General features: G+C 73.2%; 23 protein-coding genes. 8 read left to right on the top strand and 15 right to left on the bottom strand.

The features are described from left to right. The first annotated feature begins 205 nt into the window (after window positions 1–205). Entirely contained in the window at window positions 206–721 is a 516-nt protein-coding gene (locus ACZ6D7_RS22235) for a Rieske (2Fe-2S) protein (protein WP_469493183.1), read from the top strand. Here ACZ6D7_RS22235 and ACZ6D7_RS22230 read toward each other — a convergent pair. Continuing rightward, complete coding sequence (locus tag ACZ6D7_RS22230) at window positions 708–1,373, bottom strand: cysteine hydrolase family protein (protein WP_469493180.1); 666 nt, start codon at window positions 1,371–1,373, stop codon at window positions 708–710. The two genes, ACZ6D7_RS22235 and ACZ6D7_RS22230, sit on opposite strands and share 14 nt — an antisense overlap. A 142-nt stretch (window positions 1,374–1,515) precedes the next feature. Here ACZ6D7_RS22230 and ACZ6D7_RS22225 point away from each other — a divergent pair, with 142 nt between their 5' ends. Further along, window positions 1,516–1,983 (top strand): pyridoxamine 5'-phosphate oxidase family protein, encoded by a 468-nt coding sequence (locus ACZ6D7_RS22225; RefSeq protein ID WP_469493179.1) that lies wholly within the window; start codon window positions 1,516–1,518, stop codon window positions 1,981–1,983. Window positions 1,984–2,011: 28 nt separating this feature from the next. On the opposite strand, the gene ACZ6D7_RS22220 is transcribed toward ACZ6D7_RS22225, so the two are convergent. Continuing rightward, on the bottom strand, window positions 2,012–2,914 hold the full coding sequence (locus ACZ6D7_RS22220) for a LysR family transcriptional regulator (RefSeq protein ID WP_469493177.1): 903 nt from the start codon (window positions 2,912–2,914) through the stop codon (window positions 2,012–2,014). A 74-nt stretch (window positions 2,915–2,988) separates the two neighbouring features. On the opposite strand from ACZ6D7_RS22220, the gene ACZ6D7_RS22215 reads away from it, so the two are divergent. Next, on the top strand, window positions 2,989–3,918 hold the full coding sequence (locus ACZ6D7_RS22215) for a DMT family transporter (protein WP_469493174.1): 930 nt from the start codon (window positions 2,989–2,991) through the stop codon (window positions 3,916–3,918). Between the two features lie 46 nt (window positions 3,919–3,964). Here the strand turns inward: ACZ6D7_RS22215 and ACZ6D7_RS22210 are convergent, their stop codons facing one another. Beyond that, window positions 3,965–5,296, bottom strand: coding sequence for an aminotransferase class I/II-fold pyridoxal phosphate-dependent enzyme (locus tag ACZ6D7_RS22210; protein WP_469493171.1), 1,332 nt, complete (start codon window positions 5,294–5,296; stop codon window positions 3,965–3,967). Window positions 5,297–5,319: 23 nt separating this feature from the next. Here ACZ6D7_RS22210 and ACZ6D7_RS22205 point away from each other — a divergent pair, with 23 nt between their 5' ends. Beyond that, the gene (locus ACZ6D7_RS22205) at window positions 5,320–6,033 is read left to right on the top strand and encodes a pyridoxamine 5'-phosphate oxidase family protein (protein ID WP_469493168.1); all 714 of its coding nucleotides are present in this window, start codon (window positions 5,320–5,322) and stop codon (window positions 6,031–6,033) included. Then, window positions 6,033–6,668 carry an FMN-binding negative transcriptional regulator gene (locus ACZ6D7_RS22200; protein ID WP_469493167.1) on the top strand — a complete coding sequence of 212 codons (636 nt, stop codon included), beginning with the start codon at window positions 6,033–6,035 and terminating at the stop codon, window positions 6,666–6,668. Before ACZ6D7_RS22205 ends, ACZ6D7_RS22200 begins: the two co-directional genes overlap by 1 nt. Before the next feature lie 1,226 nt (window positions 6,669–7,894). Here ACZ6D7_RS22200 and ACZ6D7_RS22195 read toward each other — a convergent pair. After that, window positions 7,895–8,926, bottom strand: a complete 1,032-nt coding sequence (locus ACZ6D7_RS22195) for an EamA family transporter (protein ID WP_469493164.1) — start codon at window positions 8,924–8,926, stop codon at window positions 7,895–7,897. 136 nt (window positions 8,927–9,062) lie between these two features. Beyond that, window positions 9,063–9,650, bottom strand: coding sequence for a peptidase (locus ACZ6D7_RS22190; protein WP_469493161.1), 588 nt, complete (start codon window positions 9,648–9,650; stop codon window positions 9,063–9,065). Between the two features lie 270 nt (window positions 9,651–9,920). On the opposite strand from ACZ6D7_RS22190, the gene ACZ6D7_RS22185 reads away from it, so the two are divergent. Next, window positions 9,921–10,349, top strand: coding sequence for a type II toxin-antitoxin system Rv0910 family toxin (locus tag ACZ6D7_RS22185; RefSeq protein ID WP_469493158.1), 429 nt, complete (start codon window positions 9,921–9,923; stop codon window positions 10,347–10,349). Window positions 10,350–10,471: 122 nt separating this feature from the next. Here the strand turns inward: ACZ6D7_RS22185 and ACZ6D7_RS22180 are convergent, their stop codons facing one another. Then, window positions 10,472–11,116, bottom strand: coding sequence for a PadR family transcriptional regulator (locus ACZ6D7_RS22180; protein ID WP_469493155.1), 645 nt, complete (start codon window positions 11,114–11,116; stop codon window positions 10,472–10,474). Window positions 11,117–11,274: 158 nt separating this feature from the next. Beyond that, the gene (locus ACZ6D7_RS22175; RefSeq protein WP_469493152.1) at window positions 11,275–11,781 is read right to left on the bottom strand and encodes a nitroreductase/quinone reductase family protein; all 507 of its coding nucleotides are present in this window, start codon (window positions 11,779–11,781) and stop codon (window positions 11,275–11,277) included. A 216-nt stretch (window positions 11,782–11,997) separates the two neighbouring features. Here ACZ6D7_RS22175 and ACZ6D7_RS22170 point away from each other — a divergent pair, with 216 nt between their 5' ends. Together ACZ6D7_RS22170 and ACZ6D7_RS22165 are read left to right on the top strand one after the other, a co-directional pair. Further along, on the top strand, window positions 11,998–12,777 hold the full coding sequence (locus ACZ6D7_RS22170; protein ID WP_469493149.1) for an SDR family NAD(P)-dependent oxidoreductase: 780 nt from the start codon (window positions 11,998–12,000) through the stop codon (window positions 12,775–12,777). A gap of 47 nt (window positions 12,778–12,824) precedes the next feature. Next, window positions 12,825–14,615 (top strand): SulP family inorganic anion transporter, encoded by a 1,791-nt coding sequence (locus ACZ6D7_RS22165; protein ID WP_469493146.1) that lies wholly within the window; start codon window positions 12,825–12,827, stop codon window positions 14,613–14,615. Here ACZ6D7_RS22165 and ACZ6D7_RS22160 read toward each other — a convergent pair. The 8 genes from ACZ6D7_RS22160 to ACZ6D7_RS22125 form a co-directional block, all read right to left on the bottom strand. Next, window positions 14,596–15,429 (bottom strand): class II glutamine amidotransferase, encoded by an 834-nt coding sequence (locus tag ACZ6D7_RS22160; protein ID WP_469493143.1) that lies wholly within the window; start codon window positions 15,427–15,429, stop codon window positions 14,596–14,598. The genes ACZ6D7_RS22165 and ACZ6D7_RS22160 overlap by 20 nt on opposite strands. 66 nt (window positions 15,430–15,495) lie before the next feature. Then, the gene (locus ACZ6D7_RS22155) at window positions 15,496–16,836 is read right to left on the bottom strand and encodes a diacylglycerol/lipid kinase family protein (protein ID WP_469493140.1); all 1,341 of its coding nucleotides are present in this window, start codon (window positions 16,834–16,836) and stop codon (window positions 15,496–15,498) included. A gap of 19 nt (window positions 16,837–16,855) precedes the next feature. Next, on the bottom strand, window positions 16,856–17,275 hold the full coding sequence (locus tag ACZ6D7_RS22150; protein WP_469493138.1) for a DUF7144 family membrane protein: 420 nt from the start codon (window positions 17,273–17,275) through the stop codon (window positions 16,856–16,858). Between the two features lie 33 nt (window positions 17,276–17,308). Then, on the bottom strand, window positions 17,309–17,779 hold the full coding sequence (locus tag ACZ6D7_RS22145) for an SHOCT domain-containing protein (RefSeq protein ID WP_469493135.1): 471 nt from the start codon (window positions 17,777–17,779) through the stop codon (window positions 17,309–17,311). 152 nt (window positions 17,780–17,931) lie between these two features. Further along, window positions 17,932–18,735 carry an HdeD family acid-resistance protein gene (locus tag ACZ6D7_RS22140; RefSeq protein ID WP_469493133.1) on the bottom strand — a complete coding sequence of 268 codons (804 nt, stop codon included), beginning with the start codon at window positions 18,733–18,735 and terminating at the stop codon, window positions 17,932–17,934. A gap of 211 nt (window positions 18,736–18,946) precedes the next feature. Beyond that, entirely contained in the window at window positions 18,947–19,144 is a 198-nt protein-coding gene (locus tag ACZ6D7_RS22135; RefSeq protein ID WP_469493130.1) for a hypothetical protein, read from the bottom strand. A 151-nt stretch (window positions 19,145–19,295) separates the two neighbouring features. Next, complete coding sequence (locus tag ACZ6D7_RS22130; protein ID WP_469493128.1) at window positions 19,296–19,814, bottom strand: hypothetical protein; 519 nt, start codon at window positions 19,812–19,814, stop codon at window positions 19,296–19,298. 18 nt (window positions 19,815–19,832) lie between these two features. Next, window positions 19,833–21,461, bottom strand: a complete 1,629-nt coding sequence (locus tag ACZ6D7_RS22125; RefSeq protein WP_469493125.1) for an MFS transporter — start codon at window positions 21,459–21,461, stop codon at window positions 19,833–19,835. Between the last annotated feature and the right edge of the window lie 320 nt (window positions 21,462–21,781).

The following is a 21,781-nucleotide window of genomic DNA, read 5'->3' as shown; positions in this document are numbered from 1 at the left end:
TACTGGCGCGGGCATCGCCCCAGGCCATTGGCGTCGGGCGGGGCGCCGCCGACAGCTTGGTGACAGCTCCGGCTTACGCGGGCCCGACCTCGAAGCGGTCAATATCTCGACACTGTCCGGACTTGGCGTGGCCGCTGAACGAGCGGCGGCCACGGCCCGTACCTCTCGACAGATCCACCCATCCCCCCTGGAAGGGAACCTCAGCATGACCAGCGCATCGATCAAACCCTCGTCGGGACCCGCCCGTCGTACCGTCGTGACGGCCGCCGGAGTCGCGGGGCTCGCCGTCGCGCTGACCGCGTGCGGAGGCTCCGACGACGCCGACTCCAGTTCGTCGGCGTCGTCCGGCGGCACGTCGGGCGACACGGGTGCGACGGGCAGCTCCGAGGCCGCGAGCAGCGCCGGCACGGGCGGTGGGGACAACGCCGCGGCCGGTTCCGCGCTCACGACGACCGCCGACATCCCCGAGGGCGGCGGCAAGGTCTTCGACTCCGAGAAGGTGGTCGTCGTCCAGCCGACGGCGGGCACGTACAAGGCGTACTCGGCCGTGTGCACGCACGCGGGCTGCGGGGTGAAGAGCATCGCGGACGGGGTCATCAACTGCCCCTGCCACAACAGCAACTTCTCGATCGAGGACGGCAGTGTGAAGAGCGGTCCGGCGACGAAGGCGCTGCCCGAGGTGAAGATCACCGTCAGCGGCGACTCGATCACGCTGGCCTGACGTCGGGCGCGTCCGGCGCGTCGGGCGGCCGAAGGCACGTCAGCACCTCGTCCGTGGTCGCGACCGTGGCGACCAATGCGAGGGTGTGACGGATCATCGCGGGGGTGTAGTCGGCAGGCACCCCCGCGATGGCGTCCGACGGGACGACGGCCGTGTAGCCGCGGTTGACGGCGTCGAAGACGGTGTTGGGGATCGCCACGTTGGCCGAGACCCCGGTGACGACGAGCGTGCGGCAGCCGAGGTTGCGCAGCAGCGCGTCGACGTCGGTGCCCTGGATGGGCGACAACCCGTGCAGCCGCCGTACCACGAGGTCCCGCTCGGCGACCTCGATCGGGGGTGCCACGCGGACCGCGGGGGTGCCGGTGAGCTGCTGAACGGGGAGGCGCCCGGCGGCGCGGAAGAGGCGCGCGTTGTGGTTCGCACCCCGGCCGTCCGAACGGCGTTCGGCGACGGCGTGGATCACCTGGATCCCGGCCGTGTGCGCGGCGGCGACGAGCCGGGCCACATTGGCCAAGGCGCCCGACTCCCTTGCCTGGTGGGCGAGTTGGGGCAGGGCGGCGTCCGGTCCGACGACGCCCTGCTGGCACTCCACCGTGATCAGGACGGTGGAGCCGGGGTCGAGGAGGGCGCTCAGCTCTTCGGACGACGGCACGGTTCCCCCTGGTGTCGGTGCGGACCGAGCGGCGACACTGGCCGCCGTTGCGCGGAGAAGGAAGAAGTCGCATTCTTTTCTGACGGTACGTCAGAAAGCAGTACAGGAAAAAGCGGTACAGGAGAAGAGAAGAGGGGGCCGGATGACCGTCACGCAGCGCCGGGGCCGGAAGATCATGATGACGCCTGGCGAGCTGGACTCGTTCCTCACCACCCAGCGCACCTGCCGGGTGGCCACCGTGTCCGCCGACGGCGCGCCGCACGTGAGCGCCCTGTGGTACCTGTGGGACGGCAGCGCGCTCTGGCTGTACTCCGTCGTCCGCAGCAAGCGCTGGACGCAGCTGCGGCGCGATCCGCGGGTCGCGATCGTGATCGACACGGGCGAGGAGTACGAGTCGCTGCGGGGCGTCGAACTGTCCGGGTCCGTGGAGTTCGTGGGCGAGGCCCCGCGCACCGGAGAGCTGTGCGCCGAACTCGACGCCGTGGAGACGCTGTTCGCCCGCAAGAACTTCGGCCTGGACGCGATGCCGCACGACGGACGGCACGCCTGGGTGCGGCTGCGGCCCGAGAAGGTCGTCTCCTGGGACTTCCGCAAGCTCGGCGACCAGTAGACCGGCCGGCGCCCGTCGGCCGCCGACGTCAACTCACGCCGTCGGCCGCCGACTTCAGGGCCCTGACCGCCGCCCGGATCGACGGACGGCGGTCGGCGTCCGCGCGCCACACGACGTAGACGTGCCGGCGCACCCGCTGTCGCAGCGGGACCATGACGACCCCGGCCGGCACCGGGTGCCGGCCCAGCAGCGGCACGATACAGACCCCCAACCCGGCCGCGACCAGCCCCAGTTGGGTGTGTGTCTCGGCGGCCCGGTGGCCGACGATCGGTTCGATGCCGCGCGAGCGCAACGTGAACATCAGCCACTCGTGGCAGAACTCGCCCTCGCCCCAGGTGATCCACTCGTCCCCGGCGAACTCCCCGAGGTCCACCTCGTCCCGGTCCGCGAGGCGGTGCCCGGCCGGCATCGCGACGTCGGCGGGGTCGTCCAGGATCGGCGCCTTGACCAGGCCGTCGGGCAGCGGCATCGGCTTGTTGTACCAGTCGAGGACGACCGCGAGGTCCAGGTCGCCGCGCACCACCCCGGCGATGCCGCGCTCCGGCTCCAGCTCGCACGAGCGCAGGCGCAGCCCGGGGTGCTCCCCCCGCAGCGCGGCGAGCGCGGCGGGGAACAGCCCGCGCGCCGCCGTCGGGAACGCCGACAGCCTCAGCTCCCCCACGACCTGTCCGCGCTGCGCCTCCAGATCGGACTGGGCCAGCTCGACCTGGGACAGGATCCGGGACGCGTGGTCGGCGAGCAGCCGTCCCGCGTCCGTCAGCCGTACCCCGCGCCCGTGCTTGGCGAGCAGCCGCTGCCCGACCTCCCGCTCCAGCTTGGCCAGCTGCTGCGAGACCGCCGAGGTGGTGATGTGCAGCCCCACGGCGGCCCCGCTGACCGAGCCGTGCCGGGCGAGGGCGTCCAGGGTACGCAGGCGCTCCAGGTTCAACATGTAAGCAATGCTACGAGGTACCGGGTGAGAAATCTCGATTGTGCTACGAGATCCGGTCCAGCATGGTGGGGTCCATGACCATCGCCGCCGCCTCCCGGCACGCCCTCGGGACCGACGCCCGCCCCCGCCGCACCCTCGACTGGCGGCTGCGCTTCGGCGCGCTGTCGCTGATCTGGGGCTTCAGCTTCCTGCTCATCAAGGTGGGCACGGACGGCTACGCCCCCTTCCAGGTCACCCTGGGCCGGCTGGTGTTCGGTACGGCGGTGCTGGCGGCCGCGATGGCGGTGAGGCGGGAACGGCTGCCGCGCGGGGCCCGCACCTGGGCCCATCTGACGGTCGCCGCGTTCCTGCTGAACGCCCTGCCGTTCTCCCTGTTCGCCTATGCCGAGCTGACGATCCCGTCCACGCTGGCCGGCATCTGCAACGCGACCTCACCGCTGTGGGGCATGGCCCTCTCCCTGGTCGCCCTCTCCGAGGACCGGCCCACCCGGCTGCGGGTCGCGGGGCTCGGCCTGGGCTTCCTCGGCGTCCTGACCGTCCTGGGCGCCTGGCAGGGCTTCCACGGCCTGGACGCCCGGGGCACGGCGATGGCCCTGCTGGCCTCGCTGAGCTATCCGATCGGCTGGATCTACGTCCGCCGCACCCTGGCCGGCGGCGGCTTCTCCGCGCTGTCGATGACCGGGGCGCAGCTGTTCCTCGGCACGCTCCAACTGGCCGTGGTCACCCCGCTGTTCACCACCCTCCCGAGCCGCTTCCCGCTCGTCCCGCTGCTCGCGATCGCCGCGCTGGGCACGCTGGGCACGGGGCTGGCGCTGCTGATCCAGTACGGCCTGGTCGCCGAGGTCGGGCCGACCACCGCCCAGATGGTCACGTACTTCATCCCGGTCATCGCCACCGGGGCGGGCGTGACCCTGCTGGGCGAGCCGCTGAGCTGGTCGACGCCGGTGGGGGCGGTGGTGGTACTGGCGGGGGCGGCTCTGACACAGGCGCGGGGGCGGGCCTGACGCGGGCGCGGGGGTGGTCCGGACGGCAGCAGGCGCGGGGCGGCCCCTAGACGTAGCTGCGCGCCGGTGACGGGCCCACTGCCGAGGCCACCGCGCGGGCCAGCGGCCCCACCTCCTCGCTCGTCAGTGTCGACACCGTGATCCGGATCGCCGGCGGGGACCCGAGACGGAAGCGCGCCCCGGGCGCCACGGCCCATCCCGCGTGCAGCAGCCGCGCCACGGCTCCCGTCTCGTCCGGCACCGGAACCCACACGTTCATCCCGCTGCGCCCGAACGCCTCGACACCCCGCTCGGCCAGCGCGCCGATCAGCGCCTCGCGCCGTCCCCGGTACGCCGCGGCCACCGCGGGCCCGTCCACGGCCCCGTCCGCCCACAGCCGGACCACCGCCCGCTGCATCAGCAGACTCACCCACCCAGGACCCAGCCGCTGCCGCCCTCGCACCCGGTCGAGGGTGACGTCGTCCCCGGTCAGTACGGCGAGCCGCAGGTCGGGGCCGTACGCCTTGGCGACCGAGCGAACGAAGGCCCAGTGCCGGGTGACGCCGGCCAGGGGATGCAGCGGGAGGTCGACGATCCCGTGGCCGTGGTCGTCCTCGATCAGCAGGGTCCCGGGGTGGTCGGCGAGGACGGCCCGCAGGGCACGCGCGCGGGGGGCGCTCACGGACGCGCCGGTGGGGTTCTGCGCGCGGTCGGTCACCACGACGGCGCTCGCCCCGCCCGCCAGCGCGGCCCGCAGCGCCTCGGGCAGCGGTCCCTCGTCGTCGACACCGACCGGGACGGTGCGCAGCCCGAGCGCCGGGACGAGGTCGAGGGTCCGGCCCCACCCGGGGTCCTCGACGGCGACCCCGTCCCCCGGCCTGAGATGCGTGGCGAGGACGCGTTCGACCGCGTCCAGGGAGCCGGAGGCCACGGTGAGCGGCCCGGCGGGCACGCCGTCGGCGTCGAGACCGGCCCTCGCCAGCCGGGCCAACTCGGGATCCACGGGGTCGACGCCGTACAGGACCGGCTCCCGGTCGCCCCGCTCGGCGGCCGCCGCGAACGCGCCCGCGAGCGGGGGCAGCAGGGCCGGGTCGGGATTGCCGTCCGCCAGGTCGCGCACCCCCTCCGGTACGTCGACGCGCACCTTCTCGCGGCCGGTGGTGGCCGGCTTGGGCCGCACCCGGCTGCCCCGGCGCCCATGGGTCTCGATGACCCCGCGCTCGCGCAGGGTGCGGTACGCGGCCGCGACGGTGTTCGGGTTCACCCCGAGCGTGACCGCCAACTCCCGCATGGGTGGCAGCGGTTGTCCCGGTTCCAGCACGCCTTCGCCCACCGCGCGCTCGATGCTCGCGGAAATGTCCGCTGCGCGCCGGCCTTGGATCCGATACTCTCCTAGCACAAAGCCAATTATGCACTAGTGCAATGGAGAACGCCATGCAGGGGACCCAGGGGAGCCAGGGGATCCAGGAGACGACGACGCGGCCCGCCGCCTACACCCCGACCGACCGCACGGTCCCCACCCGGTCCGCGCAGAAGGCGTCGTACGACAGGGAGCTGGTGCACGCGATACTCGACGAGGGGTACGTCTGCCACCTCGGCTTCGTCCGTGACGGCGCGCCGGTCGTGCTGCCGACGCTGTACGGCCGGGTCGGCGAGACGCTCTACGTGCACGGTTCGACGGGCTCGCGCCCGCTGCGGATGGCGGGACAGGCCGACCCGGGGCTGGCGGTGTGCCTGACGGTGACGCACGTGGACGGTCTGGTCCTGGCCCGCTCGGCCTTCCACCACTCGATCAACTACCGCTCGGTCGTGGTGCACGGCCTCGCGTACGACGTCACGGACCCGCGGGAGAAGCTCACCGCGCTCGACGCGCTGGTCGACCACGTGGTCCCGGGCCGGGCCGCCGACTCCCGCCCCGCCAACAAGAAGGAGCTGGCCGCCACCGCGGTGATCCGCCTCGACCTGAACGAGGTCTCGGCCAAGACCCGCACCGGCGGGGTGAACGAGGAGCCCGAGGACCTCTCCCTGCCCCACTGGGCCGGCGTGCTCCCGCTGCGCAAGGGTTACGGCACCCCGCTCCCCGAGGCCGACCTCGCGCCGGGCACCGCGCTCCCGGACTACCTCGCGGTGCTGTGATGCTCGTCCACCCCTGGGACGCGCCCCGCGACGACGCCGAGTGGCAGGACTGGCTGTCCGTCCGCGGCTTCGGCCAGCTCGCCGTCAACGGGCCGCCCGGCGAACCCCCGTTCGTCCAGCCGCTCCACTTCGCGTACGACGCCGGTCGCGGCGAGGCCGTCACCCATCTGGCCCGCCCCAACCCGCTGTGGTCCGCGCTGGAGGCGGACCCGGAGGTGGTGCTGAGCGTGGTCGACGACTACGTGTACGTGCCCGGCCCCTGGCAGGCGCCGCCCGACGGGCCCGCCGAGCACGGGGTGCCGACGAGTTTCTACGCGGCGGTCCAGCTCCGCTGCCGGGCGCATGTCGTGGACGACCCGGCCGCCAAGGCCGACCTCCTCAACCGCCAGGTCGGACACTTCCAGCCGGAGGGCGGCTCCGCCCGGGCGGCGGTCGGCGAGGCGCCGTACGGCCGGATGCTCGCCGGGATCCGGGGCATCCGGCTCGAAGTCACCGGCGTACGGGCGAAGTTCAAGTACGCGAACCACAAGCCGCCCGAGGTCCGGGCCCGCATCGCGGCCGCTCTGACGACACGCGACGGCCCCGGCGACACGGCGGCCCGCGACCACCTGCTACGGCGCCGCCCCGAGCGGTGACCTCCGACCAGCGCGGTGCCTCGTGGAGCGAGGGCGCGGGCCCCCACCCGTCGATGACGACGGCACGCGCCACTGGCCCAGGGGGCACGGCGGTACGCAAGCACCTGCTGGGGGAACGCGCCCGGGCGTGACCCCCGGCCACCGTGGGCCGAGGGCTCCCGCCCGCCGGTGACGCGGGGCGCCCACCACCAGCTCCGGGGACACGGCAGCACGCCGGGGTGTGCCCCTCACCGACCGTCGCGGCTCAGGCCGCAGTCCCGTGGGCCGAGGGCTCCCGCCCGCCGGTGACGCGGGGCGCCCACCACCAGCTCCGGGGACACGGCAGCACACGAGCACCTGCTACAGCGACGCGCTGTCCGCTCCGGGCACGGACCTCGCGCGGCCATGCACGCTGGGCGGTCCTGCCCCGAGCGGCAGCAGGCCGACACGGACAAGGCCCACTCCAGGCGGGCAGGCGGGCGGGCGTCAGGCGGCCGTGTGACCCGGGGGGCCTGGTCGAGGCAGGCGGGAGCGACCCGGGACGGCCTGTCCCAGACGGCCGAGCGACCCGGTCAGGCCTGTCTCAAGCGGCCTCGTACACCCCAGGCGGGCCCGCCCCGAGCGACAACCGGCCGCCCTGGACACACCCACCTCAATCGGCCGGGCGACCCAGGCAACCGCGCCCACACGGCCGCACGCGCCGAGCGCGCCTACCCCGAGCCGCAGCAGGCCCCCCGGCAGGACCACCCAGGCATCAGGGCGCCTCAGGCACGCCGGCCTCACCCGGCTTCGTACGGCCAAGGCACGACTGCCCCAAACGGCGGCAGACCGCCCCGCGCCGCCCCACCCCAAGCAACCGCTCCCGCCCGGCAGAACAGCCCCGAGCAACAACCGGCGGCCCCGGACAGACCCACCTCAAACGGCCGAGCGCCCCAGGCAACCGCGTCCCACACGGCCGCACGCGCCAAGCGCGCCTACCCCGAGCCGCGCCAGGCCCACCCGGGCAGACCCACCTCAGACAGCCGGACCCCAGACAGACCCATCCCAGGCAGCCGGGCGACCCGGGCACGCCTGCCGCACGCGGCTTCGTACGGCCCGGGCAGCACCGCCCAAAACGGCGGCTGACCGCCCCGGACCACCCCACCCGACCCCACCTCAGGACGCCGCGCGCCCCGGAACAGGCCACCCCGCCCCAAGCCGCCGCGCGTCCCGGAAGGGCCCGCCCCAAGCAACCGCACACGCCCGCCTCACGCAGCCGTGTGGTCCGGACCCCCTCCGACCGTGGCCCTGGGAGCCGACGACTCACGTCCCAGGTCGGCGCCCGCCACCGGGGCCGGGGAGCCCTTGGCCGGTGTGGAGGACTGGGCGATGAACGCCCCCAGGAGCACCACCGCACCGCCGGCGATCTGCGGCGCCGAGAGGTGCTCGCCGAGCAGGACCCAGGCCAGGACAGTCGCGATGACCGCCTCCAGGCAGGCCACGACCCCGGCGACCTGCGGGGAGAGCCGACGCACGGAGACCACGCCGGTCACATACGCGACGACCGTGGCGATCAGCACGATCCAGGCGAGCAGCAGCCAGGCGGGGACCTCGGTGCCGTTCATGTCGGCGCCGTGCGCGAGCACCGAGAAGTCCATGCCCCACGGGCGGGCGACGACCGTCAGCACGAGGGCGCCGACGAGCAGGCCGTAGGCGATGACCCCGAGCGGGTCGGGGGCGTCGGTGCCGGAGTCGCTGCCCTGGTCGGAGAGGACGAAGTAGCCGACCTGGCAGCAGGCGGCGGCCAGCGCCAGGGCCAGGCCGAACGCGTCGAAACCCAGCCCCGACCAGACCTCGACCACACAGGCGAGCCCGCCCACCGCGAGCACCACGCCGAGCGCGGCCGCACGCGTGACCGGCCGGCGCTGCACGAACCGCACCCAGCCGAGCACCAGCGCGGGCGCGAGGTACTCCACGAGCAGCGCGACACCGACCGGGATCCGGGAGATGGACGCGAAGTAGAAGGCCTGGACGCCGGCCACGCCGAGCAGGCCGAACCCGGCGAGCAGCGCGGGACGGCGGCGCGGCAGCGCGCGGTGGCGCACGGCGAGCGGCAGCATCACCAGGGCCGCGCCGGTCACCCGCAGCCACACCACATGCAGCGGGTCGAGGCCCGCGTCGATCAGCGGCTTGGCCGCGACTCCGGATCCGCCGAAGGCGATGGCCGACCCGATCGCCAGACCGAGCCCGATGCCCTTTCCGCGGTTGCCCTTACTGCTCACAGACGTATGCACCGGCACATGATGACAGGCGATGACATGACCGTCACCCCCGTTGACACCTGTCTCACCGGCTGGACCCGCGCGGGAGCCCCGGTGCGGGTCCGAGCCAGGCGATGCAAGCTCGGGGCACACTCAGAACACACTCAGAACACGATCAGTACAGGGGGTCGCCGTCCTGGGCGTACTCGTCCAGGCCGTCCTCGACGCGGGCGCACAGCTCGTACACGTCGACGCCGGCGCGGGTGAGGACCTCGACGGCCCGCGCCTGCGGATCGGCGACGATCGCCACGAGCAGATCGACTCCGCGCGCCGGCGCCCCGCCCCGCCGGGCGGCCCGCTCGCAGGCGTGCTCCACCGCGAGGGTGGCCACCGGCGAGAGCCCCTCGACGGCCATGGAGGCGGTGGCGGCGGCCGTGGCACCGGCCTCCGTGACCACGGGCAGGGCGCCCGAGTCCTCGACACCGCTCTGCCAGCGCAGGCCGTAGCCGATGCTGCGCTGGACGAGGTAGCCGAGCAGCCGGGCGAGCTGGGGTCCGCCGTCGAAGGCGGCGCGCACCTGGGGGTCGTGTTCGAGGAGCGAGTGCAGGAGGTGGGCGGTGTCGATCTGCCGGTCCCCGTCCCGGAGCGCCCGGCGGCGCGCGGCCGCCACCGCCGCCGCGGGCTCGGCACCGAGCCTGAGGTCGTCGTCCGTGCCGTGGGTCGCCTGTTCCTGGGTCGACTGCCGGGGGATACGGGGTTGCACATCTCCCACCCCATCAGTCCCGGCCGACGAGGGCATCCCCGCCGGGAACCATTTCGGCGTCCCACGCTGAGCGGACCGGGCCGGGCGGAATCTCCTCCCTACGGATGAGATCAGGCCGTTCACCCCTCAGGGGCGCGCGCCGCCTTGCGACACGCCCCTCTCTCAACCATCCTCCCCCGCTGACAGTTCATCAGTATTGAATGTTGGCGGCCTTGGGGCTACTTTCCGCGACGACGCAGCCGGAGTTGCCCGACACGAAGAGGTGGTCGTATGGCCGAAGTCAGCGCGGAGGCACGCATCCAGGCACCGGCCGAGAAGGTGTGGGCCCAGCTCACCGACTGGTCGGCGTACGGCGCGTGGAACGCGACCCACACCAGCTTCCCGCAGGGCGGCCCCGAGGCCCTGGAGGTGGGCGCGACCTTCCAGGAGAACATGAAGCTGATGGGCTTCCCGGCCGAGGTCGAGTGGACGGTGGCCGAGCTGGAACCGGCCCGGGTGCTGGCCATCCGCGGCAAGGGCCCGATGGCGGTGAACGTCGCCACGCGCTACACCCTCACCCCCGACGGCGACACCACGACGGTCCGCATCGACGGCGAGTTCACGGGCGCTGCCGTTTCGCTGATGGCGGGCAAGCTCAAGGACTCGGGGACGGCCGCGCTGAACGAGTCGCTGCGCAAGCTGGGCGGACTGGTGGCCTGACCGCGCGGCTCGCGCCCGGCCCACGCCCGACGTACGCCCAGCGCACGCCCGGCGCACGGAAGGCGCCCCGCGGAGTGGGTCCGCGGGGCGCCTTCACCGTCGTAGAACGGCGGGTGTGTTCGTCAGTCCTCGTCGGCGAGGATCAGGTACAGCCTCTTGCGGGCCTCGTTGATGACCGCGAGGGCCTTGTCGCGCTGCTCCTTGCTGCCGGTCTTCCAGACCTGGCCGAAGGCTTCCATCAGACCGAAACCGGCCTGGCGGATCTCGCCGAGCGCCTCCCAGTCGACCCCGCGGCCGGCCTCCTCCCAGGGGGCCTCCGGGCCCTCCTCGGCGGCCGTGCGGCCCTCGTCGGTGAGCGAGAACAGCTTCTTGCCGCCTTCGCTCTCGCTGCTGATCAGGCCCTCGTCCTCCAGGAGCTGGAGGGTGGGGTACACCGAGCCCGGGCTGGGCTTCCACGCCCCGCCGCTGCGCTCGGCGATCTCCTGGATCATCTCGTAGCCATGCATCGGCCGGTCCTTGAGCAGGGCCAGGATCGAGGCCCGTACGTCACCCCGCCGCGCCCTCCCCCTGGGTCCACCGCGCCCTCGTCCGCCCCAGGGGCCGCCGAAGCCCGGGCCGAAACCGGGACCGCCGGGGCCGAACCCCGGGCCACCGGGCCCACCCGGACCGAAGGGCCCGAAGGCCGCACGCCGTCCGTCGAAGCCACCCCGGCCACTCCGGGAGGGTCCGTCCTGTCCATGTCCACGCTCGAATCCGTGGGTACGCATCGCAACCACTCCATTCATTCAGTCGTTGATCTGTCGCGATGCGTCAACGATATATCGGAACAGTTCGCGTGGCAAGACGTGGCAAGACTCTGTCCGTGGAAGGGTGCACACGGAGGTCACCCCTGGACGACATCCAGGGGCGTCAGCCGATCAGCCGATCAGCCGCCCGGTATGGCGCTCGGCGGGGCGCTCGGCGCGCCGGGGCTCGGCTCCAGGACCACGACCGCGGTCTCGGACGGCCGCAGCGCCGCGTAGGAGTCCAGGTCGGTGTCGATCTCGCGCCAGCGGGCCCAGAGCCGGAGCCGCTCGTCGCCCGTCGCGGCGCGACCCCGTACCCGCCGTCGCCCGTCGACGAGATCGACGGTCGCGTCCGGGTGCGTCCGCAGGTTGAGCCACCACGCGGGCTCCCCCTCGCCCCACCCGTTCATCGCCAGCGCGACCAGGTTCGAACCGTCCTCGACATACGCGAGGACGACGCTGCGCTCCCGGCCGGTGCGGCGCCCGGTCGTGGTCAGCCGCAGCGCTCCCCACTTGTTCGCGCGCGGTCGCCACAACGCGATCCGGCCCCCGAAGACCCGGTACCCGCCCCGGTGCACCGACCAGGCAAGACGGATGAACCAGCGCGGCGGAAGCCACGGTGTCCTCGTCCGACGTCCGACGGACATGGCGACCTCCCCCACACCTGGCCGGCTGCGGTCACGAACAGGACATTAGCGGCGGCCGCCGGTGGCCGGAAGAAGCCGAACGGACCGTCGGCACAGGCCTGATGACCGCCTTCGTCGTCGTCGGCGGCGTCGGCAGGGACGGCTCCGACGACCGTCTGAACTGCCGTCCGCACGGCCGCCTAGGGTGCGGGCACGGACGGCGCCTAGGGTGCGGGCATGGACTCGCAGAGCTATCTCGCCGAACTGTTCTCGCTGGACGGCCGGGTCGCCGTGGTGACGGGCGGCAGTTCCGGTATAGGCCGGGCCGTCGCCGGGGCTCTCGCCCGGGCGGGGGCGAGCGTGGTGATCGTGGCGCGCCGGGAGCCGGAGCTGACCGCCGCCGTCGACGAGCTGACGAAGGACGGCTGCCGGGCGGCCTGGGTGAGCGCCGACCTGGGCAGCCGCGAGGGGGTGCGCGCGGCCGCGGAACGGGCGGTCGAGGCGTTCGGCGAGCCCGACATCCTCGTCAACAGCGCGGGCATCAATCTGCGTCCGCCGCTGGACGAGCTGGGCGAGGACGTCTGGGACGCCACGATGGCGGTGAACCTCGAGGCGCCGCATCTGCTGGGCCGGCGGTTCGGGCCCGGCATGGCCGAGCGGGGCTTCGGGCGGATCATCCACGTCACCTCCCAGCAGGCCCACCGGGCGTTCGTCCAGAGCGGTGCCTACGGTGTCTCCAAGGGGGCGCTGGAATCGCTGGCCCGCTCGCAGGCCGAGGCGTGGTCACCGCACGGCGTCACCTGCAACACGCTGGTGCCCGGCTTCGTGATGACCCCGCTCAACGCACGGCTGTCGTCCGACCCGGAGCGGGTGGCGGCGCTGGCCGCGCGCACGATGGTCGGCCGCAACGGCCTGGCCGGGGACTTCGCCGGGGCGGCGGTGTTCCTGGCGAGCCGCGCGTCCGGCTATGTCACCGGTCAGTCGCTCTTCGTCGACGGCGGTTTCTCCGTCCACTGAACCCACACTGTTCAGGAAGGGCGAGACGGAAGGGACGGGGACGGGCCATGACGAGCCAGATCGGCGGACACGGGGCGGGTTCCTGGTGGCGGGCGGTCCCCGGAGTCCGGGCGCTGTCGTCCTACCGGCGCGAGTGGCTGGTGAAGGACCTGGTCGCCGGGGTCGTCCTGACCACGCTGCTGGTGCCGCAGGGCATGGCCTACGCCGAACTCGCGGGACTTCCGGCGATCACCGGCCTCTACACGACGATCCTCTGCCTGCTGGGCTACGCGGTATGCGGACCGTCCCGGATCCTGGTGCTGGGGCCGGACTCCTCGCTCGGCCCGATGATCGCCGCCACCGTGCTGCCCCTGGTGGCCGCCGGCGGCGACCCCGACCGGGCCGTCGCGCTGGCCTCGATGCTCGCGATCATGGTGGCCGGGATCATGATCCTGGCCTCGGTGGCCAGGCTCGGCTTCGTCGCCGACCTGATCTCGAAACCGACCATGATCGGCTATATGAACGGTCTGGCCCTGACCATCCTGATCGGCCAGCTGCCCAAGCTGCTCGGCTTCAAGGTCGACGCGGACAACCTGGTCGGGGAGCTCGTCGGGGTCGTGGAGAAGATCGCCGACGGCGCGGTGGTACCGGCCGCCGCCGCGGTCGGCTGCGGCGGCATCGTCCTGATCCTGGTGCTGCAACGGCTGCTGCCGAAGGTGCCCGCCGTGCTGGTCATGGTGGTCCTCGCGATCGCCGCGACCGCCGCCTTCGACCTGGGCGGGCGCGGGGTGAACCTGGTCGGCGAACTCCCCGAGGGTTTCCCGCCGTTCACCCTGCCCGACGTCCGGCTCTCCGACGTCGCGCCGCTGGTCGGCGGTGCGCTGGGCATCGCCCTGGTCTCCCTCGCCGACACGATCTCCAACGCCTCCGCCTTCGCCGCCCGCACCGGGCAGGAGGTGCGCGGCAACCAGGAGATGGCCGGCGTCGGCGCCGCGAACCTGGCGGCCGGCCTGTTCCAGGGCTTCCCGGTCAGCGCCAGCGGATCCCGTACGGCGGTGGCGGAGCGCACCGGCGCCAAGAGCCAGCTCACCGGGGTCGTCGGCGCCGTGCTGATCGTCCTGATGCTGCTGGTGGCCCCGGGCCTGTTCCGCAACCTCCCCCAGCCCGCCCTGGCCGCCGTGGTCATCACCGCGTCACTGTCCCTGGCCGACATCCCCGGCTCGGTACGGCTGTGGCGGCAGCGCCGGACCGAGTGCCTGCTGTCGATCGCCGCCTTCGCCGGCGTGGCCCTGCTCGGGGTGCTGGAGGGCATCGCGATCGCCGTGGCCCTGTCGGTGCTGAACGTCTTCCGGCGCGCCTGGTGGCCGTACAACACGGTCCTCGGGCGGGTGAAGGGGCTGGAGGGGTACCACGACGTGCGCTCCTACCCGGCGGCCGAACGGCTGCCGGGGCTGGTGCTCCACCGGTGGGACGCGCCGTTGATCTTCGCAAACGCCAGGACGTTCCGGGACGAGATCCTGCGGCTGGCCCGCACCGAGCCGCGGCCCCGCTGGATCGTGGTCGCGGCCGAGCCCATGACGGACGTCGACACGACCGCCTCGGACGTGCTGGAGGAACTGGACGAGACCCTGAACGCCGAGCACGTCCATCTGGTCTTCGCCGAGCTGAAGGACCCCGTGCGCGAAAAGATCGAACGCTACGGGCTGACCCGCACCATCGACCCGGGCCACTTCTTCCCGACGGTGGAGGCCGCGGTCGCCGCGTTCCGGCTGCGCACCGGGGCGCGGTGGCAGCCGGGTGAGGCGGCAAGGCCCGACGACGGGCCACCGGACGCCGGCGCTAGGCGGCCTGAGGAGTGAAGGTGTGCAGCTCGTCGGCGCCGGGCTCCACCACGCCGTACGTGCTCTCGGGCACCTCGTTCCAGGCACCGGGGAGGTCGCCCAGGGGCTCGGAGACGATCAGGCGGGTCTCGTCGGACACATCCCGCAGGAACGTCAGATCGGGGTGGAGTTCACGCAGGGTGTCCACCCGGGTGCTGTAGAAGAGCGAGCGGGACTGCTTCTGGCTGGAGTAGCGGAACGCCCACAGGCGCTGTCCGTCGCTGACCGCGACGGTCATCTGGAGCGGGTACTCCACGCCGTGCTCGCGACCGGTCCGCTCCACCAGGCCCGCCATCCGCGCGACGGCGCCCGGCGGGTCCTCCTCCAGGCCGAAGGTCAGCGCCAGGAAGAACATCATCTCGGAGTCCGTCGAGCCCTCCATCTCCAGGAAGAGCTTGGGGTCCACGGCCATGGCCAGGTCACGCCGCATCCCGTGGAACTCGTCGATCGCCCCGTTGTGCATCCACATCCAGCGGCCGTGCCGGAAGGGATGGCAGTTGGTCTGCTGCACCGCCGTCCCGGTCGTGGCGCGGATGTGCGCGAAGAACAGCGAGGAGCGGACGTGGTCGGCCAGCTCGCGCAGATTGCGGTTGCTCCAGGCCGGGCCGATGTCCCGGACGATGGCGGGGCTCTCCACGTCGGGGGCGTACCAGCCGACTCCGAAGCCGTCGCCGTTGGTCGTCTCGACGCCCAGCCGGGAGTGCAGGCTCTGGTCGATGAGCGAGTGCTGTGGTCTGTACAGGATGGTGTCCAGCAGGACGGGTGTTCCCGAGTAGGCGAGCCATCGGCACATGGTCCACTGCCTTCCTGTCGTCCGGGGTGTCGGTGTCGGGTCTCAGGTGTCGTGTCAGCTGTCGGGTCAGGTGTCGTCGGTCCGGCGCCGCTTCCCCGGGAACAGGGCGAGCCGTGCGATGCGCGGCCAGTCGGCCGCCGATCCCCCGGCCGGGGTTCCCGGGCGGTCGCGGGGCACGCGGACCCGCAGCGCCCCCGGGTCGATCCGGCACACCACGGGCGTCGGCAGCAGCACGTGCTCCCCGTCGATCCCGGCCGGCACGGTGTCCGTGTCCGCCTCCACGACAGCCTCGGCCGCCGTGAGCCTCAGGAGGCTCGTGGAACCGCCCGGTCGCACCATCCCCGCGGCCTGCGCCGCGCTGTCGACCCGTACGGCCAGCAGGCCGAGGCGTCCGGAGTCCAGCCGTTCCCGGCGTCCGGGACGGGCCGCGTCGACCGCCCGCTGGTAGGGGTTGTTGCTGACCAGCAGCGCCTGGAGTCCCTCGGCGCGCAGATCTCCGGCCCGCATCCGCAGCCGGGGCGCGTCCTCGCCGATGAGGAGTCCGGGCAGGGTCCGCAGGGTGGTGTGCACCTTCTCGTCGCGGTAGGCGGGGTCGGCCACGACGGCCGCGTACGTGCCGAAGGAGGCGTTGTTGACGAACACCCGGTCGGCCGCGAAGCCGAGGTCGACGCGGAGTTCGACGCCGTCGGTCAGGGCGGTGAGGGCCGCCGCCGGGTCGTCGCGGTCGAGGCCGAGGTCGAGGGCGAAGTGGTTGCGGGTGCCAGCGGGCACCACCACGAAGGGCAGGTCGTGCCGGGCCGCCACCTCGGCCACCAGGGCCTGGGTGCCGTCGCCGCCCGCCACCGCCAGCAGGTCGGCCCCCTCGGTGACGGCCTGCCGGGCCAGTGCGGCGACGTCCTGCCGTCCCTCGCCCAGCAGCACGACCTGGGCGCCGACCGCCCGCGCCCGGTGCGCCAGGTCGAACCGGCCGACCTTGCCGCCGCCGGAGCGCGGGTTCATCAGGATCCAGGCGTGCCGAGGCGCCTCGGCCGGCGCCTGCCCGCCCGGTGCCACATGCCGGGCCGGTGCCGTCGCCGCGCGGGCGGCCGCCATGGCCAGCGCCCACAGGGCCACGGACAGCAGCGCCGGGCCGAGCATGCCGTACGCGGCGTACAGCACCAGCACGGCGAGCGGCGCGGCCACGCAGAGGACGGCTCCGGCGACCCGTAGGGCGCCGGAGTGGGCCAGCGCCCACCAGGTGCCGACGGCCGCGAGCGCCAGCGCGGCGATGCCGGCCAGCGCCCACAGCACGCTGCGCAGACCGGCGGCGACGAGCGGCACCAGCACGCTCGCCGCGAGCGCCAGCAGGGCGAGCCGCGCCCAAGCGGCGCTGCCCGCCCCGTGACCCTCTGCTCGCACGTCACTCACCGGTGCCGGTCCCCGTGGGCTAGTACTCGGTGGGCCGGGACGGCCGCGCCACGCACAGGCCCCAGATGACGAACCCGGAGAAGGCGATCATCACGACCGACCAGACCGGGTAGTACGGCAGGGAGAGGAAGTTGGCGATGATGACGAGGGAGGCGATGGCCACACCGCCCCAGCGCGCCCAGGTAGCCCCCTGGAACAGGCCCAGGCTGACGATCACCGCGACCGCGCCGAGGGCGAGGTGGATCCAGCCCCAGCCGGTGAGGTCGAACTCGAAGACGTACTGCTGTGTGGTGACGAAGATGTCGTCCTCGGCGATGCCCATGATGCCCCGGAAGATGTCGAGCACTCCGACGATCATGAGGGTCACGGCGGCGAAGACCATCAGGCCCTCGGCCCACTGTCGCTTGGCGGTCGACGTCTTTTGCGTGGCGTGTGTCATCCCGATGCCTCGATTCGGTGTCGTTCGGTGTGCTCAGCGGCCGGAGCCGGAGGCGACCGGGCCGGGACCCTCCACGGAGCCGTAGTCGCTAAGGACCAGGGCCTTCGCCCGGCGGAACTCCTCCTCCGTGATGTCGCCGCGGCTCTTCAGCTCGGACAGCTTGTGCAGCTCGTCGACGCTGCTGGTGCTGCCGGCGGGTTCCTTGGCGGTCTCACGGATGTACTGGTCGAACTCCTTCTGCTGCGCACGCGCCTGCGCGATCTCGCGCTTGCCCATGTTCCTGCCACGGGCGACGACGTAGACGAAGACGCCCAGGAAGGGCAGCAGGACGCAGAACGCCAGCCAGCCGGCCTTGGCCCAGCCGCTGAGTTCGTCGTCGCGGAAGATGTCGACGATCACCCGGAACAGCAGCACGAACCACATGATCCACAGGAAGAAGATCAGCATGGTCCAGAAGGCGCTGAGCAGCGGATAGTCGTACGCGAGGTAGGTCTCCCCACTCATTTCTCTCCTCCGTTCCGGGCGTTCGCCCGCATTCCGTCCCGGGCCTGCGCCCGAAGCCGTGCCGTCTTCAGCGTGCGCACGGCAAGAACCGGGCGCCTCACCCGGGGAGGGTGAGCGGATGAGGGTGGCAGGGGCAGGGTGCGCGAGGCAGGTCAGCCGGTCGCGCCGGAGTCGTCCCGCCCCGTGATGCCGGCCCTGCGCAGGGCCGCGCGCCAGGCGAACGCCACGGCCACCTCGACCAGGCCGATCAGGACGAGCCAGAGGCCGAGCAGCCGGGTCAGCGCCCGGGCCGACTCGGTCGGCAGGGCCAGTACGACGATGCCGGCGACGATGGCGAGCAGGGCGCCGCCGAGCACCCAGCCGCGGTGGGGCAGGTCCTTGGCGGCGAGGGCCGTGTAGAGGGTGAGCATGCCGGACACCAGCCAGACCACGCCGACGATCAGCGAGAGCGCGGCGATGGTCTGCAAGGGGTTGCGCAGGCACAGCACCCCGGCCAGCACGTACAGCACCGCCAGGAGCAGCCCGGGCAGGCGTTCGCCGTGGTCCTCGCGGCCGAACGCCGAGACGAACCGGAACGCGCCGGTCACCAGCAGGTACAGGCCGATGAGCACCGCCAGGACGTGCAGGGTCTCGTCCGGCCAGACCAGGATCAGGATGCCGGGCACGAGCGTGGCGACGGCCGAACCGAGGAGCCACGTCCAGGAACGGCCGAGCGCGCCGAGAGTGGCGGCCGGGTCACCGGCGGCACCCGGGTATCCGGGGTATCCGGAGCGGCGACCGGACACGGACGTCGAGCCGTAGGGATCCGACCCGTAAGGATCCGAGCCGTAGGGATCCTGTGCGGCGTCACCGCCGTGGGGTTCCTGTGCGGCGTGCCCACCGGTGGGTTCCGCGCCCGCCCCGCCGGGATTCCGCTCCGGTCCGTCCTGCGGTGCCGGACCACGCGATACGGTCATGGCTCCTCCTCGCGCGGTCCGGTGGACCGCTCACGGACCGCCCGGCGGGGCGGTGTGTGGTGACCTCACCCGGCCAGCGTGCCGCCCGTCCACGGCCGCCGGGTCACCCCGTGCGGGTGATCCACGCGCCTCGACGGGCCCCCGTCACTCCGGCTCATCCGGCTCATCCGGCTCCCTGCGACTCATCCGGCTCGCTGGGGCTCACTCCGGCTCACTCCGGCAGCTGACGCATCTCCAGCACCCGCAGCCCGAGGGACTGGCAGCGGGCCAGCAGCCCGAACAGATGCGCCTCGTCGATGACCTGCCCGAACAGCACGGTCTGACCGGACATCACCACATGGTCCAGCTCCGGGAAGGCACCCTTGAGCGCCTCCGACAGATGTCCGTCGACGCGGATCTCGTAGCGCATGAGCTGCTCTCCCGGGGTGGCCTGGGACAGGCGGGCTGCGCCCTTACCCTGCGATCCTCCGCCCGGGCCTGCCGTCCGGCCTCACCCCGTGCAGGTGATAAGCCGCGCGGCACGGGCCCGACCTGCGCCGATGCGTGCCGCTCCACCCGCGTCAGTGCTTCAGGAAGAGCTTGAACGACAGGATCAGCAGCCCGAGCACCAGATTCACCACGACGGTGACGGTCACCAGACGCCACGAGGCACCGGCCCGCCGCGCCGCGGCGGCCGACCAGCCCATCTGACCCGCCACGGCCACCGAGAGCGCGAGCCACACGGCACCCTGCACATCGAGGCCGAGCAGGGGACTGACGGCCACGGCGGCGGCCGGCGGCAGGGCCGCCTGGACGATCGGCCACTCGTCGCGGCACACGTGCAGCAGCACCCGGCGGTCGGGGGTCCGATGCGTCAGACGCGCCCCGAACACCTGGGCGTGCACGTGCGCGAGCCAGAACACCACGCCGGTGAGCACCAGCAGGAGGACCAGTTCCAGGCGGGGCAACGAGCCCAGGGTCCCGGCGCCGACGATCACCGACGTGGCGAGCATGGACCCGTAGACGCCCCCGGTGTAGTCGGTACGGGCCCGGCGTGCCTCGGCGCGGGCGCCGGGTGCGACCGGCTCGATCCGGGACATGGCGGCCTCCCCCGAGGGTCAGCGGGTCGGACCGGGCGCGCCGGGCGGGGCGACCGCGTCGGAGGGCTTCGGCCGGGCGACGGCCCGGCCCGGCAGCCCCGGCGTGACCAGGAGACTGGCGAGGCTGACGCCTCCGGCGGCGAGGACGGCCGCCTTCAGGCCGTCCAGCTGCGCCGACGCGTAGGAGTCCACGAGGGCGTCGACCTCGGCCGGCGGCAGCCCGGCCTCTTCGGCCGCCGTGCGCACCTGGTCGGTGGAGACGAAGCTGATACCGGCCTCGAGGGCCACACCGGTCTCCTGCCGGGCCTGCTCGGACAGGCGCGGATCGTCCTCGACATTGGTGGTGAAGGCCTGGGCCAGAGCTCCGACGAGCAGCGACCCGATGAGCGCGGTGCCGAGCGCGGATCCGAGGTTCTGGGCCGTGAACTGGAGTCCGCCGGCCTCGCTGCGCCCCTCCTCGCCGACGCTGGACTGGACGACGTTGCCCAACTGCGAGGCGAGCAGGCCCATGCCCACGCCGAGCAGGGCCATGGCTCCGGCGAACTGGGCGTCGTCGATGACGGGGTCGAGGGTGGCCAGCAGCCACAGGACGGCCGCGGCCAGCAGGAGCAGCCCCAGCCGGACCACCCGGCGGGGCCCCATGGCCCGCCCCAGCCGGGCCGCGCCGAGGGAGGTCACGAGCATGGTGACGGACACCGGGAGCAGCCGCAGCCCCGTCTCGAAGGCGTCGAACCCCTGGACCACCTGGAGGTACAGCGGGATGGCGAAGAACAGCCCGAGCAGAATGAGGTTCTGGGCGAGCAGGGTCAGCAGGCCGGAGCGCAGGGCCGGGACGCCCAGCAGGTCCAGATGGACCAGGGGGTCGGCCCGGTGCGCCTCCCTGCGCCGCTCCCAGTGCGGGAAGGCGGCCAGGACGGCCGTCCCGGCACCGATGACGAACAGGGTCGGCGCGAAGCCCAGCACGGTGAAGGGCGGGTTGCGGGGTTCCACCCACCCCCAGGTGCCGCTCTGGAGCACCCCGAGCACGCACAGCCCCAGCCCGCTGGCCGACAGCGCGGCGCCGACGCCGTCCATCCGGGGGCGGGGACCGGTTTGGGGTGGTTCGGTGATCACCCGGTGGCAGAGGAGCATGGCCAGGACGACCACGACCTCCCCGGCGAACACCAGGCGCCAGGTGAGGTACGTCGTCACCCAGCCGCCGAGCAGCGGTCCGACGGCGATGCCGGCGCCGGCGAGGCCGCCGATGACGGCGTAGGCGACGGCCCGGTCGGCTCCCCGGTAGGTCTCGGCGACGAGGGCCGCCATGGCCGGCAGCACCAGTGCGGCGCCGAGCCCCTCGATCACCGACCAGCCCAGCGCGAGGACCCAGACGGTGGGGGCGACGGCGGTCAGGGCCGATCCGGTGCCGTAGACGACGAGGCCGACGAAGAACAGGCGGCGCCGTCCGAGGATGTCCCCGAGCCGGCCGCCGACGAGCATGAAGGCCGCCATGACCAGCGCGTACAGCGTGATGACGGCCTGGATGGCGGTCACCTCGGTGTCGAAGTCCTCGACCAGCTGACTGATCGAGACGTTCATGACGGAGGTGTCCAGGACCATCAGGAACTGCGCGGTCCCCAGGACCATCAGAGCCCGCCAGCGTTTCACGTCGTCACCTCGCCGAGTCGGCCCGGGACGCCAGAAAGGTGGCGTCCGGCAGCGACCGCCACCGACCGGCTGCCACCTCCATCGCAGCTCAGAGGCCCGTCGGGTGCCTCACCCGCCACGGGCGAGCCTGCCGGCGCGGAATGCCCACGTCACGCCGGGTCGAGAGCCCCCGGCTGCCGCGGGCCCGCCCAGGACCTGTCCGGCCGATCACGTCGCAGGAAAGCGACGGTGCCTCGGTAGTGCCGGTGAGCGGGGTGTGGTGCGTGCAGTTGCAAGGCGGAGGAGGGCGTCGACGCGATGGGGGTCCCCCCCGCGCGAGC

It is taken from the genome of Streptomyces sp. NPDC041784 (genome assembly GCF_055591025.1).
Note: the sequence above shows the minus strand (reverse complement) of the source record. Positions and strands in the feature narration are given on the sequence as shown.